The following is a 14793-nucleotide window of genomic DNA, read 5'->3' as shown; positions in this document are numbered from 1 at the left end:
CGCACTGGCCCGTCGGTGGGTGGCGTGCTGATGCGCATTGTCTGGCTGGTAGCCCTGCGGCCCGGCGTTACGACGCAGCTCCCGGTAGAGGGTGGAGCGATGAACGCCAATGGCGCGTGCGGTGGCAAGGATGGACATCCCCTGTGCGCGAAGCACCGATAACTGGTATCGTTGCCCCTCGGTCAACTGCTGATAGCTCATGGTGATACTGCTTTTACTTTGGCGAGCAGAAGGGTACCACCAATCAGCAGTTGGCCACCTCTCGCCATTCATCCATGAGTGTCGCACTTATTATCTGAATTCCCGATCTTCTTAGCCTTACGATGCTCCGCTAGCCTCATCAAGGTTTTGAGAGATCCAACAGCCTGTTCTGACAGCTCTATCGTGCGAATAGATCCCCTGGTTTTGGGCGTTTTGTACTGCCCATCAACCAACGCAAGGTCAACCAATAAGGTCTTCTTGTCGAGATTGACCGCCTCCGCACTGACCGCCATTAACTCACTGATGCGCAGACCCGTAGAGATACCGAGTTGGATGAGTGACACCTCCAGCAAATGGGTGCTTTTCAGGGCAAGAAATGCCTTAATTTCGTATTGATAAAATGGATCGGGTTCGTCCACCTCAAATTTGCATTTTTTAATGCCATCCATTGGACTGGTATGAATAACACCATCGCTGACAGCTCGGGCAAACACTTGTCTCAATATATCCAAATATTGGTTAATGGTATTTCCTTTATATTTTTTGTTGCAAAATTTCACTACGAGCAGTTCAATGTCACTCGCACGATATGACGTCAGCGGTTTATCACCAATCCATTTTATCAACTGTTCTGCTTTACGCTTCGAAATGTCATAGGTTGTCTGCGCATACTGGTATTTTTTGATTTCCAGGTGCTGACGAATGGCTGACGCCAGTGAATGCTCATCAACAATGACTGAACGCACAGTGTTGTGTTTAGTTTTTTGTTTTTGAACGGTCCTTTTATTGGTTTGTTTGTTCATAATTACCCTCATTACAGTTATAAATACTCCTTCAATTACAAAAACAGCAATAGCAAAACGTGATGCTCACGCATCGATACCGAGAGGGTAATAGTGCACCTAAAAACAGCGATATAAATTACTCTGTGACGCTATAAACAGATAAGTTTCACCTCAAAATCCTGTTAATTTGTCAAATGCCAAGTATACATTAGCGATAGCTGATGTCATTTAATCGATATAATCAAATGTTCCCGTCAGATTTTTACTCAACATTGCATCAAGCAAATACCATGTGTTATTCACTTCACCCGAATTTGGGTAATAACAACCCGTTCAGCGTATCGAAGATAGCTGTGATATTGGCGGTATTTTTTAAATCTGAAGGGGTGATAACCCTTGTTTGAACGAGATAAACGTGTCGGTGTGTTCTACGCCATATTCATTTCGTTTCGATCCTTCGTGTTTACTGTCGTTGTTATGTCCTTGTTAGCAGCTTTATCAGCATACTACAACGATTGAGGACCACTCGTCAATGAAAATAACCCACAAAGAAAAAGAAATGTCAACATATTTTTATTAGGTTTTTTAAATATTTTCCAATGTGCTTAAAATCATTATAAATCATGAAGATAGGGCCATACCCGCCCCATTAAACCGCCGAGAAATGCTCTCATATTGGTTTTTTCATGGGGGGGAGACAGCCCTGTTACCCAAAAAATATGCGTCATCTTTACGGTGATTTTCCCCCTGACAGCAGGTGGTGGGGTATCAGGTCGGTAGGAAGGGATTGGATTTTCTCATTCAGCAGCCTAATGTTCACACGTTTGCCATAGCGGCCAAACGTCAGGCCGTTTTTACTGTGTCCCGCAAGTTCGGCTACAACATGCTCAGCGACATCCGCCTGCTGTAACTCATCGATGAAGGTATGCCGCAGCCCGTAAAGCGTGGGACGGCCCTGACCTACGATGCCAGCCTCATTGAGGTGGCGTTGGAAGCGACAGGTGATATTATGCGCCCAGTCGTCGTCTTTGCCTGATGGTTGGTCATCGAACAAAAATACCTTCCCTTGACTGCGACGACTCTCCACATAGTCCAGGAATTGATGTCCGATCAACGCACTGTGCAGTGGCACGGTACGGTACGCATTGACGGTTTTGAGCTGCTGATCCGCCTCTCCCGCATCGACCATCAAACACCAAATCCCCTCAACCTGTTTGATGTTCTGAGTTTTGAGCTGGCAGGCCTCGGAAGGCCGCAACCCTGCGTATAGGCACAGCAGGGGCACCCACCAGTCCTGAATTTTCAACTTTCTGCCTTTCTGGGATTGTTTGCTGCGCAGGCTGGCAAACAGTTGGGCCAGTTGAGGGCGATGCCAGCGCACTCGCTCTTCATCCGCCCGTTTGTTCGGTCTTTTACCTGCCGTCAGCCCATCGAAAGGGTTACGACTGCAATAGTCCAGTGCCACGCACCAACGGAAGAACTGTTTCAGGGCTGCCAGATAATCGGTCTTAGTTTTGAAACTGATGTCGCTCTTGCGCAGCAAGATGTTGCGGTACTCCTGCGCCAAGCTTGGGGTCACCTGATCGGCTTTGACCCCTTTGGCCCAGGTGACGAAGGCGTTGATCCGAAGTTGGAGCTGGCCCACGGATTTATGTTGGATCCCCTCACTCGATTTGGCGTCGAGAAACTGTGTCAACGCCTGGGTAAGGGCAATCCCCTTGGCGGGGCAAGTCGAGGACTCGATGGGGGAAGCAATGGATTGGGAGGGCGTAAGAGATGCAGCAAATCCCGCAGCTTTGAAAGCGTCTAGATCGGCGCGGATCCAGCGATAGAAACTGCGGGGTGTAGTATCGGCAGGGGTAGCCGCGATTAGTGCACGAGTACGAGCTGCCACTGCTAGGTTGCGGTCTACGGCGAGCTGCCTATCTTTGGTGCAAAGGGAAGTACGGATAGCGAAGGGCAAGCCACGGTCACGTAGTGACTTAGGCAGCGGGAGACGAGTGTAGTAGGTGCCGGAGGCATTTTTACTCAGATACATGATTGTTCCACCCAGTTGATCCAGGAAAAAAATCACGTAAGTCTAGAAATGAAAAAACCCGTTGAAATTCAACGGGTTATATTTGGCGGTGAGGGAGGGATTCGAACCCTCGATACGTTGCCGTATACACACTTTCCAGGCGTGCTCCTTCAGCCACTCGGACACCTCACCAAATTTTGGTCTGTGGTTTAACGTGTTCAGCCAACACGGTGTTCGCTGCGCTGTTGCGCTGGAACGGGGCGTAATTTAGGGGAAAGCCCCGCCCGCGTCAACGGCTTTTTTCGTCTGGCGAACCGTTCGAACACTTAATGCACAGATTCCGGAGCAACCTGGATTTCCGCCAGGTTGAGGAAGCCGGAACGTTCACATTCGGCAACCAGTTCGTGGGTAGCGGCGATGGTGCTTTGCACGAACAGCAGGAACTGCTCGACGCTGAGTCCGGCCTTGGTAAAGACGGTGTGGCCGACCACCAGCCGCGGCAGGTTGTCATCGATGATATCGAGGAACACCTTGAGGGAGGGGTACTGCATATTGAGTCGGCCCAGTTCGGCGACCAGCGGCAGCATTGCGGAGGGGCGCACTTCCAGCTCGGAGGAGAACAGCAGGCCTTCCTCTTCCACGAAGATCCGGCTCTCCTGAATACCATCGACCGACTGCAAAGAGACAATGTGGATACCGTGACACTGGTCGCAGACATAGTGCTCGATACGAGCCTGTTGCAACCAACGCATTATCATTTCGGAGCTGGGGATATTCATCATTTCCACGACAAGATTGAGATCAAGGGGCGCAGTCTAAACCAATTTGCTATCAACAAAAAGCACGCCAACCCGATAACCCTGCGGCTCGCTTCTTTTTGGCAAGCGCTATGCATATACTCAGCCAAATCCACGACGACGCTTGCCCCACAGGGGGCCACATGACCATCCAAGAAAAGTATCGCCTCCATCTGAAATCCCTCTCGGATGAACTGCTGGCCCTGCAAAAACCCATCCGTATTCTGGATGCCATCAAATGGCCACGCCATCTGCAAGAGCGCTTTCTGGCAAGCGGAGGCAGAGAGCTGCCCGCTATCGACAGGCACTTCTATGATGCCCTCCCCCTTGGCTTCGATCCGCGCAACAAGTATCTGGAGCTCAAGGAGCTGCGGGACAGGATCCGCAGAAAGCTGGGGCCGCAGGACGATCTTGGCCGGATCCTGCAAGAGACGGTCGATCAATACATGGTGGTGATCGAGATGCTGCGCCAGCGCGGCCAACCCGATTTTCAGCGTTACAGCCAACTGCTCTATGGCTCTGCCAGCGATCACCTGCGCGGGGATCGCAAGACCCTCAAGGAGCTGGGTTCCCGCCTGTGTGACATCTTCTCCCTGCCTGGGGCGCGCCATCTGGTGCGCCCCTACCCCAAGGAGTTCGAAGGAGAAGCGGCGGTCGCCAAACTGCAGGGCAAGCTGTCGAGCTACTTCAGTGACGGCACTGTGCAGGTGAAGCTGAGCGATGGCATCGTCTCCGACGCCGCAGCCGGTGGCGACTACATCAAGCTCAACTCTCACGCCCGTTTCTCCGAGCTGGACTTGCAGGTGCTGGAGGTGCACGAGGGGTGGGTGCATGTCGGCACCACCCTCAACGGTCGCCAGCAGCCCTATGCCACCTGGCTGAGCGCCGGTTCACCGCGGATCACGGCGTGCCAGGAGGGGCTGGCCGTCCTGATAGAGACCCTTACCTTCAGCTCCTTTCCGGATCGGGCCAAGCGCATCTCCGATCGGGTAATGGCCATCGACATGGCCGAGCGGGGCGCCGATTTTATCGAGGTGTTTCAGCACTTCGTGCAGCAGGGCACCAGCGAGCACGACGCCTACAAGATCACCCAGCGGGTCTTTCGTGGCGGCATGGTGAGCGGTGGCGCCTGCTTTACCAAGGATCTCTCCTACGTGCGTGGCTATGTGGAGACGGTCAACTTTATCCGCAGCGCAGTGCTGGAAGGGGTGCCCGAGATCCTGCCGATGCTGTTTGTCGGCAAGGTGACGCTGGATGATATTCCGGTGCTCTATCAGCACTATCTGGAGGGGCTGATTGCCGCCCCCCGCTACCTGCCGCCGATGTTTCGCGATCTCACCGGGCTCTACGTCTGGTTCGGTTTTGCTTCCGGCATGTCGCTGGTCGATATCGGCCGGGTACAGCATCATTTTCGCCAGCTGTTTCAACGCCTGCCGGTGGCCGATCCCATCATTGCGCCGGTGGATATCGAGATCGACTGAGCCTCAGAGAACCAAGCTGGGAAAGAAAAAGGGCGCCAGATTGGCGCCCTTCTCGACTATTCAAATATCGCAGCCGGATTACTTGTAGGCGCGACCTTCCAGATAGTGCTTGCGGCAGAGCGACACATAGCGATCGTTACCACCGATCTCCACCTGTTCGCCATCACGCATCACCTGACCCGCTTCGTTGACCCGGGAGTTCATGTGGGCCTTGTTGCCGCACCAGCAGATGCTCTTCAACTCTTCAAACTTGTCGGCCAGACAGAGCAGATGGTAGGAACCGGGGAACAGCTCGCCACGAAAATCGGTCTTGAGGCCATAGGCCATCACCGGAATATCCTGTTCATCAACGATGCGGGCCAGCTGGTAGACCTGCTCACGGGTCAGGAACTGGGCCTCATCCACGATGAAGACATCGATATGTTTCTTTGCATGGCGCGCTTTCACCATCTCAAACAGATCACAGCTGTCGCTGAACACGTCCACCTTCAGCTCAAGGCCAACCCGGGCACTGATCACCCCGACCCCGAAACGGTCATCGATGGCTGGCGTCATCGCCAGAGGATGCATGCCCCGCTCCAGATAGTTGAAGTGTGCCTGAATGAGCTGGGTGGATTTGCCTGAATTCATGGTGGCAAATTTGTAGTGCAGTGAAGCCATGATACTGTTCCGAAACTGAATTTATGGGGCGCATGCTAACCAAAGCCCCCGACAAAACCAAGGGGCCCGCGGGCCCCTTGCTCTATAAATGTTACGCGGTGGCCAGAGCTGGCCGCGCTTTGGCCTTTTTCAGGTGATAGCTGGTAAAGAGCACGAACCAGAGGGCACTGACACTGAAACCGGCCAGGCTGGAGTGCATCACACCCATGGCCAGGTAACCGATAGCCGCACCGAAGGCGATGGCCAGTGCATAGGGCAGCTGGGTCATCACGTGATCGATGTGATGGCAGCCGGCGCCGGTGGCAGAGAGGATGCTGGTGCTGGAGATGGGCGAGCTGTGATCCCCGAATACCGAGCCTGCCAGTACCGCAGCCAGCATCGGCAGCATCAGGCTGATGTCACTGGCGGCGGCCATGTCACCGGCCAGCGGCAGCATGATACCGAAAGTGCCCCAGCTGGTGCCGGTAGCAAACGCCATGGCACAGGAGAGGATAAAGACCACGGCGGGCAGCACTTCGATCGGCAGGTTGCCGTTAGCCAGCGAAGCCAGGTACTTGCCGGTCTCCACATCGCGTACCACGGCGCCGATGGTCCAGGCGAACAGCAGGATGTTGATGGCCGGCAGCATGGCCATGACACCTTGCGGAGCCGCCTTGATCCAGTTCTTGGCACCCAGCTTCAAGCGCATGGCCAGACCGATGGAGACCACCAGACTGCACAGGGCACCGTAGACCAGCGAAGAGCCGACGTTGGTGTTTTCGAACGAACCGAGCACGCTAAACGGCAGCCCTTTCTCGCTCAGCACCGCAGCACCGGAATCGATCATGAAATAGATGGTGGCCGCGGTCAGGGTCAGGATCGGCAAGACCATGTCAATCATGCCGCCGTTGCTCTCCTCCGGGCTCTCCATATCCAGACCGATGGGGCGGCCCTTGGACTCATCCCACAGCTTGCCTTCCAGCGCCCACTCTTCGTGTTGGCGCATCGGGCCGATATCGAGCTGACAGGCGATCACCACCAACACCATGATCAGGGTGAAGACGGCGTAAAGGTTCATCGGGATCATCTCGACAAACGCCGCGATGGGGCTCTGTTCGGTCAGACCGTGGGCCGCCATGATGCCGCCAACCAGGGCGATGATATAAGCGCCCCAGGAGGAGATGGGCATCAGCACGCAGACCGGCGCCGCGGTGGAGTCCAGCAGATAGGCCAGTTTGGCGCGGGAAATCTGGAAGCGGTCGGTGACCGGACGGCAGATGGCCCCCACCGACAGGCTGTGGAAGAAGTCATCGATAAAGAAGGCAAACACCATCATGCCGGTCAGCGCTTTGGCACCCTTGCGGGTCTTGGCACGACGCTCGGCCCACTCGGCAAAGGCACGGGTCGCCCCGGAGACGCTCATCAGGCTGATGAGGCCACCCAGCAGCAGCATAAACAGGATCATGTTGACGTTGTCACGGTTGAGCGCGCCATCGACCCAGAAGATCTTGAGCACGGTATTCAACATGTAATGCAGGGAGTCGAGGGGGGAAAAATGATTGAGCAGCAGACTGCCGGTGACGATGCCCACACCAAGGGACAACAGTACGCGGCGGGTCAGGATCGCCAGCGCAACAGCCAACAGAGGGGGAAGTACGGACCAACCGGAGTCGGCGAAATGACTAATGTCCATGATCTCTTTGCACCTAAAGATTACAGGTGGAGATCTACCGAGAGGATCTAAAGAAACAAAACCTATGGGGAGGTCATACTCCTCAGCCCCTTCAGGTAGCGCTCCATAGTGGATGACTATGGCAGTCCTGCACCTATTAGATGCAGAACCAGCAGCCCGGTATGATGGCCTGGCCACTTCGGCGCTGACTCCTTTCCTTGTGCATCACAGGCATCACCCTCCGCACAAATACTCATAGGCAGCGCGCCTCTACTTAAAGGTATTCGCCAAGCATTTTATCGAGATGGCAGCTTATAGCAAGTTTTTTGATTAAATAGTCATGATAAACATATCAACGTCGGAAAATGGTAGTCAAATGATGCAGCAACGCCAGCTTTGACGCTATTTTCACCTACTGTGGTTTCATTGGCATCCAACCCCTGTTCCCTATTGCTGGCAATATTAAATATCTGCATTGATGATCGCCACGGATATAATATTTAACCCAGCTTGACTTATTTAAATCGCCAAGCAAGAATCAGCTGGAACATAATATTTTTCTCTGACTCGACGTGGTAACTCCTATGAATGAATTTTTAAAGGTACTGCTTAATATCCGCAGTCTGCGTGCGACCTGCCGCGAACTTTCTCTGGAACAACTGGAAGAGGCACTGGAAAAACTCTCTGCTATCGTTGCTGAACGTCAGCAGGATGAAGCTGCCGAGCGTCAGGCCCGTGAAGAGCATCTGCGGAAAATTAATGAATATAGCGAAATGCTGAAAGCCGCCGGTATTGATCCGGCAGAATTGGTAAGCGTTGTCGCCACCGCCACCGGCAAATCAGAAAAAGCCAAACGCGCGCCACGTCCGGCCAAATATCGCTATCAGGATAATGGTGTAGAGAAAACCTGGACCGGCCAGGGCCGTATGCCTTCGGCCATTGCCAGTGCGGTGGCAGCAGGCAAATCACTGGAAGATTTTGCTATCTGACAGCTTTTGTGTTGCGAATAAAAAAACCTCGTCAAGGCGAGGTTTTTTATTGCCGCTTAAACGTGAAATATCAGATAGCCAATTGCGGGCGATCTGCAGCCTTTACCCACAGCACTTCACGCGCTCCTGCCACGCAGATGAGGTAGCGGGCAACGGTAAAGAACCAGTCACTCATCCGGTTCAGATAGGGCAGAACCTCGGGATTAACCCGCTCTTCCCGGCTCAATGTCAGCAGCAAGCGCTCGCAATGACGCACCAAAGTTCGCACCACATGCGCTTGCGCCGCTGCACGGGAACCACCGGGCAATATAAATTGGCGCAGCGGTGGCAATGGCTCGCTATAACGATCTATCTGCTGTTCAAGGCGAGTGGTCCAGGCGGCATTAACCTGCCAAATCGATTCATTCTGGGCATCGCTGGAGAATGCCAACTCGCCCCCCAGATCAAACAACTCCTGTTGCAACAGCTGCAAATCAGCCAATAAGCCGACCTCTTGCGACGGCACATCACAAATCAGCAAGCCAATATGGGAGTTGAGCTCATCGATATAACCGTAGGTCTCGACCCGCAAATGATCCTTGGGCAACTGGATACCATCGGCCAGCCGGGTCATGCCCTTGTCGCCCTGCCTCGTATATATTCTCATACCGACATCCTGTTAATAATGGGAATAATCATGGACTCGAGTCCATTGAGTTTGATCTCGTAAGCCAGCGCCAGCGTCTGGCCCAATTTACCCGCCGGAAAACCGCTGCGCGCCATCCACACCAGATAGGGCTCTGGAATATCGATGATACGCCGCCCCTGATATTTACCGTAAGGCATCTTGTTAGTCAGCGTCAGCAGCACCTGTTCGTCGGAGAGCCAATCCATATTAATCGATATCCAGATATTTATGAGTCTGGATTGAGAGTCGCCAGTTACGCGCGATACAGGTATCCATCGCCAATTGGGTGGCCCTTGGCTTCTGGCTAATCGGCTGCAAGGCAATGACCACATCCGGGCGCAGGGTCGCGGTAGCGAGCAGCGCATCCAGCTCTTCAATATGGTGCTCGGTGGCCACCGGATGCTTGATCTCGTTGGCCCGCTCCAGCGCAGAGACCAGCACAGGCAGCCCCCCTTTCATGCCAATCTTGGGGGAAACAGTGACCCAGGTCTGCTCATGGGTCTTGATCTCGCTGGTACCACTGGTTTCAATCTGCACCTGATAACCCGCCGCCAGCAGGGCTGACGAGAGTTCGTGCAGATCGTAGAGGCAGGGCTCGCCACCGGTGATCACCACATGGCGCGCCTGATAACCCAGCTCGCTAAAGCTGGCGATGATCTGCGCGGTGCTGAGTTGGCTCCAGCAATCGGATTCGTTGGAGCGATCCAGCACCGCCTCTTTACCTACTTCACGAGCCGGATCAACAACCCAGGTATGACGGGTATCGCACCAGGGGCAGCCCACCGGGCAACCCTGCAGGCGAACAAAGATGGCGGGCAGGCCGGTAAAGATGCCCTCCCCCTGGATGGTCTGGAAAATCTCGTTGATTGGGTAGTGCATCTCGATCACGGCTTGTTGCAAAAGTCGCGGATTATACCCCAAGCCACGACAAGACGCAGGCTCACTCTGCGCTTTTCTCGCCCAGCCCGGTTTTCTCAAACAGCCTGGTCATGATGCCCGCCTTGTCGGCCAGATAGTTATTCAGGCCGCGACTGCGCAGCTCGCAAGCCGGACACGTGCCGCAACCGTCACCGGCAATGCCGTTGTAGCAGGTCAGGGTCTGCTGGCGCACCGTGTCGAGGTGACCATAGTGATCCGCCAGTGCCCAGGTCTCGGCCTTGTCGAGCCACATCAAGGGAGTGTCAAAACGGATGCCGCGACCCAGCCCGAGCGAGACAGCCTGATTGAGGGCCTTGACGAACTCGTCACGGCAATCGGGATAGCCGGAAAAATCGGTCTCGCAGACACCGGTGATCACCGCTTCAGCACCCACCTGATAGGCATAGATGGAGGCCAGCGTCAGGAACAGGATATTGCGGCCCGGCACGAAGGTGTTGGGCAATCCGTTATCCTGCAGCTCGCAGCTGACCGGGATGTCGTCACGGGTCAGGGCAGAGACCGCCAGCTCATTGAGCAGCGTCACATCCATCACCTTGTGGGCGGCAATCCCCAGCGCACTGCCCAGACGGCGCGCGGTGTCGATCTCTTCCCGATGGCGCTGGCCATAGTCGAAGGTGATGGCGTGTACTTCATCATACTGAGCCAATGCCTGTACCAGACAGGTGGTGCTGTCCTGACCGCCACTGAAAACCACGACTGTTTTTTTCATCTTGATAACTCCTTCAAATGTCACGCGCGGCGGCCTTCGGCAAAGTCCTGCCACTGAGTATTCAACCGGTTAAACAGGGTCAGCAAGGGCGCATAGTGCTCCGGCCTCGCCTCCCACCGGGACAAGAGGTGATAGCCCGCCTCTATGGTAGAGAGGGCTTCGGGAAAGGGTTTCTTGCGAATGGCATATTGACCGGCAATGGCACCAATGCCGATGCGAGGCAAGTGGGCCAGTGCCGGATTGCTCTGCAACATGCGATAAGCTTTGCGCCAGGTGCCGTCGAGCAAGATAAAAGCAACGGCGGCCGAGTCAGAGGACTCACTCTCCCGCTGTTGGCGAAGTTCGGTCAGCGAAATGGCGTCCTCATCCGGCCAGAGTAGATAGCAGCGACGGGAAGGATCGGCGAGCAGCCCGCTCAGCCACTCATCACGGGAAAAGTCCTCTCCCACATGGATCTCGCACTGTTGCAAAGAGGCCGCCAGCAGCGCCGCGGTGCCCTTGGGATGTGCCACCTCGTTGGGGTGCTGCAGGATGTAGAGGGGCGTGTGATTGTCAACCGGCACAATATAATCGCACAGGCAGGCTTTGAGGGCTCGGGTGCAACGTGTACAGTATCGACTGTTCTTGTCGTTGGACTGTTTCATGTTGTCAGACAAATCTGGATTGCTCTGGGTTATCACGCTCTCTCTCACCAGCTTGCTACTCTTCTTTACCGTTCCCAATCTTCAGCTCTCCTTCGATCGGCCCTTGATCGCAGGTGGCGAAGGGTGGCGGATCATAACAGGCAATCTGGCCCATACCAATCTGTGGCATCTGCTGCTCAATCTAAGTGGCCTCGCCATTCTCTATAGCCTGTTTCGCGACTACCTGGGTCAGGCCCGCCTGCCGCTGCTGATGTTGCTGCTCTGGCTGGCAGTGGGCTTGGGGATCTGGTGGTGGTGCCCGCAGACCCAGTGGTACATGGGGCTATCCGGCTCGCTGCATGGCCTGTTTGTCTGGGGGGCGATGCAGGATATCCGCCACGGACGCCGCACATCGGGCTGGCTGCTGCTGGCAGGGATGGGGCTCAAGCTGGTGATGGACTTCTACAACGCAGGAGAGAGCCCGATCTCCACCCTGATCAATGCCAGGGTACACATCGGCTCTCATCTTATCGGGGCCGGTGCAGGCCTGTTGCTCGGCCTGCACCGTGTTTCACTGAGTGAGCCTGTTACGCACCAGCCAGCTCGGCATTGATACTGGCCAGCATGGCAGCCGGATCGGCAGCCTGGGTAATGGGGCGACCGATAACCAGATAATCGGCACCCGCCTCGACCGCCGCTTTGGGTGTCATCACCCGGCGTTGATCCCCCGCCGCTGAACCGGTCGGACGAATACCCGGGGTCACCAGCTTGAAATCGACGCCCAGCAAGGCTTTCAGCTCATGGGCCTCGTTGGCAGAGCAAACCACCCCATCCAGACCGGAGGTCTTGGTCAGGGTAGCCAGCCGGATCACCTGCTCGGCCGGGCTCACATCCAGACCGAGGGGGATCATATCGGACTGCTCCATGCTGGTCAGCACGGTCACACCAATCAGCAGGGGCGCCTTGTCGCCATAAGGCAGCAGCGCCTCTTTGGCGGCACGCATCATCCGCTCACCACCACTGGCATGCACGTTGACCATCCACACACCGAGCTCGGCACTGGCTGCCACGGCTTTGGCAACGGTATTGGGAATATCGTGAAACTTCAGATCCAGAAAGACATCGAATCCCTTGGCCACCAGCTGGCGTACAAACTGCGGGCCAAACAGGGTAAACATCTCCTTGCCTACCTTGAGACGGCACTGGGCCGGAGAGATACGTTCAACGAACGCTAAGGCATCTGCCTCGTGCTGATAATCCAGCGCTACCAGTACTTTGGGATCTTGCATCTCACATCCTATTGCTTGTTATTCACCGTCCAGACCACGGATCGGCTTGATGGAACCCCACTGACGACAAGATGGGCACTGCCAGAACAGCGAGTGAGTGGCAAAGCCGCACTGCCGACACTTGTGGGTTGACTTGATTTTGATCTGCTCGCCGACCAGCTGTTGCAGCAGTTCGAGGCTCTCCTTGGCAGGCCCCTCCTCCGCACTGGCCAGCTGAAAACCCACCAACTGGTAAAAACCTTTCATCGACGGATGACGACGCAGCTGACGCAGCACCAGTGAACGGGCCTGGCTCAGGCCATCACGCTCTTCAACCAGCTTGGCAAGGGCCAGGGTCACGCTAACACCGGCGTGATCTTCCACCGCCTTTTCAAGCAGCGGGATCAACGCAGGCGTGCGGTCCAACTGCTGATAACACTCGAGCAATTTGGGCATTGCCTCGGACGCAAAGTCGATATCCTGCTCGAACACCCGCAGCAGCTCCTTGCTGGCCTGCTCATACTCCCCCTCTGCCATGGCGAGCTCAGCAAGACGCAAACTGGCTCGGGCACATGCCGGATTGATGGTGAGCGCCCGTTTGAGCTTGGCCAGCCCCTCCCCTTTATTGCCGTCGCGCAGCGCGATCTCGGCTTGCTCGCAATAGAAATGGGAAATGGGGTCGGCCAGCTTCTTGCCCTGGAATTTTTGCAGACGAATCGCCACATCGATGGCCTTGTCCCAATCCCGCAACTGCTGGTGGATGATCAACAGCTGTGCCAGCGCCGTCTCTTCAAAATCGCTATCGTCACACAGCTCATTCCAGAGCGCTTCAGCACGGTCTAGCAAACCGGCAGCCAGAAAGTCGCGAGCCAGCTCCTGCAAGGCCAGCTGGCGCTGCTCCCGGGTCAGTTGGCGGGTCACCAGATTCTGGTGGATCTTGATGGCACGATCGACCTCCCCGCGCTGGCGAAACAGGTTGCCGAGGGAGAGGTGTGTTTCGATGGTTTCACTGTCCACCTCAAGCAGCTGGATAAAGAGATCCACCGCCTTGTCGGATTCATCGGACAGCAAATAGTTGAGGCCCGCCACATACTGGCGGGAAAACTGGTTACTCTGTTTCTGGGTGTCCTGGCGAACACTCCTGCGCCCCATGTACCAGCCATAACCGGCAGCGATGGGCAACAGCAGGAAAAGCAGTTCAAGCATTGAGGAACATTATTCCTTACCCGGTGACCGGGCCAGCTCCAACTCGCGGGATTGACGACGCATGGTGCGGTTGAGGGTGCGGTTTTGCATTTTCAGGCGCAGGAACAGCAGGCCAAATACCAGCCAGCCCAGCAAAAAACCACCAGCGAAGAAGAAGCCCAACAACATGGCAAGTGAAAACTCGCCCTGAGCAATCAGGTAATTGAACTGAACCAGCTGGCCATTTTGTGAACCCAGGGCCAGGGTCAGAACAAACACCAGCACCAGCGGAATGAGGGCCAAAATACGCTTCATAAGAGCTCCCTGTCAGTATCTAATGAGAGGCTGATTATCCTTAAAATCGCAGGCAGACTCTAGAGTGAATGGGAAAAGAGTTTAAGAAACAAGACGATTGGCACAGGAATAGGCGCCAAAAACAAAAAAGGCATACCCGAGGTATGCCCATTTCTGCATTATTCAATGATGTTGACGCGCTCGCGCAACTCTTTGCCAGGTTTGAAGTGCGGGACATATTTCCCGGTCAGTTCAACCTTGTCCCCGGTCTTGGGGTTGCGTCCCACACGGGGCGCACGATAGTGCAGTGAAAAACTGCCAAATCCGCGGATTTCAATCCGGTCGCCGTTTTGCAAGGTCGACGCCATCTGTTCAAGGATCTCCTTGATGGCGGCTTCGACATCCTTGGCCGGCATATGCATGCGGCTGGATGCCAGTTGTTCGATGAGATCTGATTTGGTCATAACGTTAAATCTCCTTCCCCGATCACATGCAATATTCATTTTGCCAGGATAAAAAAGGGCGGC

The 14793-nt window shown here is 55.1% G+C and carries 18 protein-coding genes, 1 tRNA gene and 1 riboswitch; of the genes, 3 read left to right on the top strand and 16 right to left on the bottom strand.

What is annotated here, in order from left to right; translation table 11 throughout:
- The 5 genes from PG888_RS04940 to PG888_RS04920 all read right to left on the bottom strand — a co-directional run.
- Window positions 1-201, bottom strand: a 201-nt coding sequence (locus PG888_RS04940; RefSeq protein WP_270692835.1) for a helix-turn-helix domain-containing protein, incomplete at its 3' end; no start/stop codon positions are given.
- A gap of 68 nt (window positions 202-269) precedes the next feature.
- Window positions 270-1004: a tyrosine-type recombinase/integrase gene (locus tag PG888_RS04935; protein ID WP_270815643.1), complete on the bottom strand. Its 735-nt coding sequence runs from the start codon at window positions 1002-1004 to the stop codon at window positions 270-272.
- A gap of 712 nt (window positions 1005-1716) precedes the next feature.
- Window positions 1717-3024, bottom strand: coding sequence for a tyrosine-type recombinase/integrase (locus tag PG888_RS04930; protein WP_226008636.1), 1308 nt, complete (start codon window positions 3022-3024; stop codon window positions 1717-1719).
- A gap of 83 nt (window positions 3025-3107) precedes the next feature.
- Window positions 3108-3195 (bottom strand) — tRNA-Ser (locus tag PG888_RS04925).
- 134 nt (window positions 3196-3329) lie between these two features.
- Window positions 3330-3785 carry a YbjN domain-containing protein gene (locus tag PG888_RS04920; protein WP_082628315.1) on the bottom strand — a complete coding sequence of 152 codons (456 nt, stop codon included), beginning with the start codon at window positions 3783-3785 and terminating at the stop codon, window positions 3330-3332.
- Window positions 3786-3943: 158 nt separating this feature from the next.
- Between PG888_RS04920 and PG888_RS04915 the strand changes: the two genes are divergently transcribed.
- Window positions 3944-5281 carry a flavohemoglobin expression-modulating QEGLA motif protein gene (locus PG888_RS04915; RefSeq protein WP_182939470.1) on the top strand — a complete coding sequence of 446 codons (1338 nt, stop codon included), beginning with the start codon at window positions 3944-3946 and terminating at the stop codon, window positions 5279-5281.
- 78 nt (window positions 5282-5359) lie between these two features.
- On the opposite strand, the gene PG888_RS04910 is transcribed toward PG888_RS04915, so the two are convergent.
- Both PG888_RS04910 and PG888_RS04905 read right to left on the bottom strand, forming a co-directional pair.
- On the bottom strand, window positions 5360-5941 hold the full coding sequence (locus PG888_RS04910; RefSeq protein ID WP_005351181.1) for a thymidine kinase: 582 nt from the start codon (window positions 5939-5941) through the stop codon (window positions 5360-5362).
- A 91-nt stretch (window positions 5942-6032) separates the two neighbouring features.
- A complete protein-coding gene (locus PG888_RS04905; protein ID WP_075112870.1) occupies window positions 6033-7613 on the bottom strand; it encodes a Na+/H+ antiporter NhaC family protein in 1581 nt (526 codons plus the stop codon).
- A gap of 88 nt (window positions 7614-7701) precedes the next feature.
- Window positions 7702-7873: riboswitch (Lysine riboswitch) on the bottom strand.
- Between the two features lie 303 nt (window positions 7874-8176).
- On the opposite strand from PG888_RS04905, the gene PG888_RS04900 reads away from it, so the two are divergent.
- The gene (locus PG888_RS04900; protein WP_182939469.1) at window positions 8177-8581 is read left to right on the top strand and encodes an H-NS family histone-like protein; all 405 of its coding nucleotides are present in this window, start codon (window positions 8177-8179) and stop codon (window positions 8579-8581) included.
- A gap of 70 nt (window positions 8582-8651) precedes the next feature.
- Here PG888_RS04900 and PG888_RS04895 read toward each other — a convergent pair whose 3' ends face one another.
- From PG888_RS04895 to PG888_RS04875, 5 genes are all read right to left on the bottom strand, one after another.
- Window positions 8652-9227, bottom strand: a complete 576-nt coding sequence (locus PG888_RS04895; RefSeq protein WP_182939468.1) for a cob(I)yrinic acid a,c-diamide adenosyltransferase — start codon at window positions 9225-9227, stop codon at window positions 8652-8654.
- The gene (locus tag PG888_RS04890) at window positions 9224-9454 is read right to left on the bottom strand and encodes a DUF3820 family protein (protein ID WP_005337126.1); all 231 of its coding nucleotides are present in this window, start codon (window positions 9452-9454) and stop codon (window positions 9224-9226) included. Before PG888_RS04890 ends, PG888_RS04895 begins: the two co-directional genes overlap by 4 nt.
- A 1-nt stretch (window position 9455) precedes the next feature.
- On the bottom strand, window positions 9456-10127 hold the full coding sequence (queE, locus tag PG888_RS04885) for a 7-carboxy-7-deazaguanine synthase QueE (protein WP_182939467.1): 672 nt from the start codon (window positions 10125-10127) through the stop codon (window positions 9456-9458).
- 61 nt (window positions 10128-10188) lie between these two features.
- Window positions 10189-10896, bottom strand: a complete 708-nt coding sequence (gene queC / locus PG888_RS04880; protein ID WP_182939466.1) for a 7-cyano-7-deazaguanine synthase QueC — start codon at window positions 10894-10896, stop codon at window positions 10189-10191.
- A gap of 20 nt (window positions 10897-10916) precedes the next feature.
- Complete coding sequence (locus PG888_RS04875; protein WP_182939465.1) at window positions 10917-11540, bottom strand: tRNA-uridine aminocarboxypropyltransferase; 624 nt, start codon at window positions 11538-11540, stop codon at window positions 10917-10919.
- Between PG888_RS04875 and rrtA the strand changes: the two genes are divergently transcribed.
- Window positions 11539-12132: a rhombosortase gene (gene rrtA, locus PG888_RS04870; RefSeq protein ID WP_174219030.1), complete on the top strand. Its 594-nt coding sequence runs from the start codon at window positions 11539-11541 to the stop codon at window positions 12130-12132. The two genes, PG888_RS04875 and rrtA, sit on opposite strands and share 2 nt — an antisense overlap.
- Here rrtA and pyrF read toward each other — a convergent pair.
- The 4 genes from pyrF to ihfB form a co-directional block, all read right to left on the bottom strand.
- A complete protein-coding gene (pyrF, locus tag PG888_RS04865) occupies window positions 12107-12808 on the bottom strand; it encodes an orotidine-5'-phosphate decarboxylase (protein ID WP_139408995.1) in 702 nt (233 codons plus the stop codon). The two genes, rrtA and pyrF, sit on opposite strands and share 26 nt — an antisense overlap.
- Before the next feature lie 18 nt (window positions 12809-12826).
- Window positions 12827-13993 (bottom strand): lipopolysaccharide assembly protein LapB, encoded by a 1167-nt coding sequence (lapB, locus tag PG888_RS04860; protein WP_182939464.1) that lies wholly within the window; start codon window positions 13991-13993, stop codon window positions 12827-12829.
- Between the two features lie 9 nt (window positions 13994-14002).
- Window positions 14003-14287 (bottom strand): LapA family protein, encoded by a 285-nt coding sequence (locus tag PG888_RS04855; RefSeq protein ID WP_005337143.1) that lies wholly within the window; start codon window positions 14285-14287, stop codon window positions 14003-14005.
- A gap of 158 nt (window positions 14288-14445) precedes the next feature.
- Window positions 14446-14730 (bottom strand): integration host factor subunit beta, encoded by a 285-nt coding sequence (gene ihfB / locus PG888_RS04850; protein WP_033136607.1) that lies wholly within the window; start codon window positions 14728-14730, stop codon window positions 14446-14448.
- Window positions 14731-14793: the final 63 nt, after the last annotated feature.

This window comes from Aeromonas sp. QDB23 (genome assembly GCF_027707745.1).
In the GTDB taxonomy this organism is placed as follows: domain Bacteria; phylum Pseudomonadota; class Gammaproteobacteria; order Enterobacterales; family Aeromonadaceae; genus Aeromonas; species Aeromonas allosaccharophila.
This window is presented reverse-complemented; position numbering and strand designations above follow the sequence as displayed.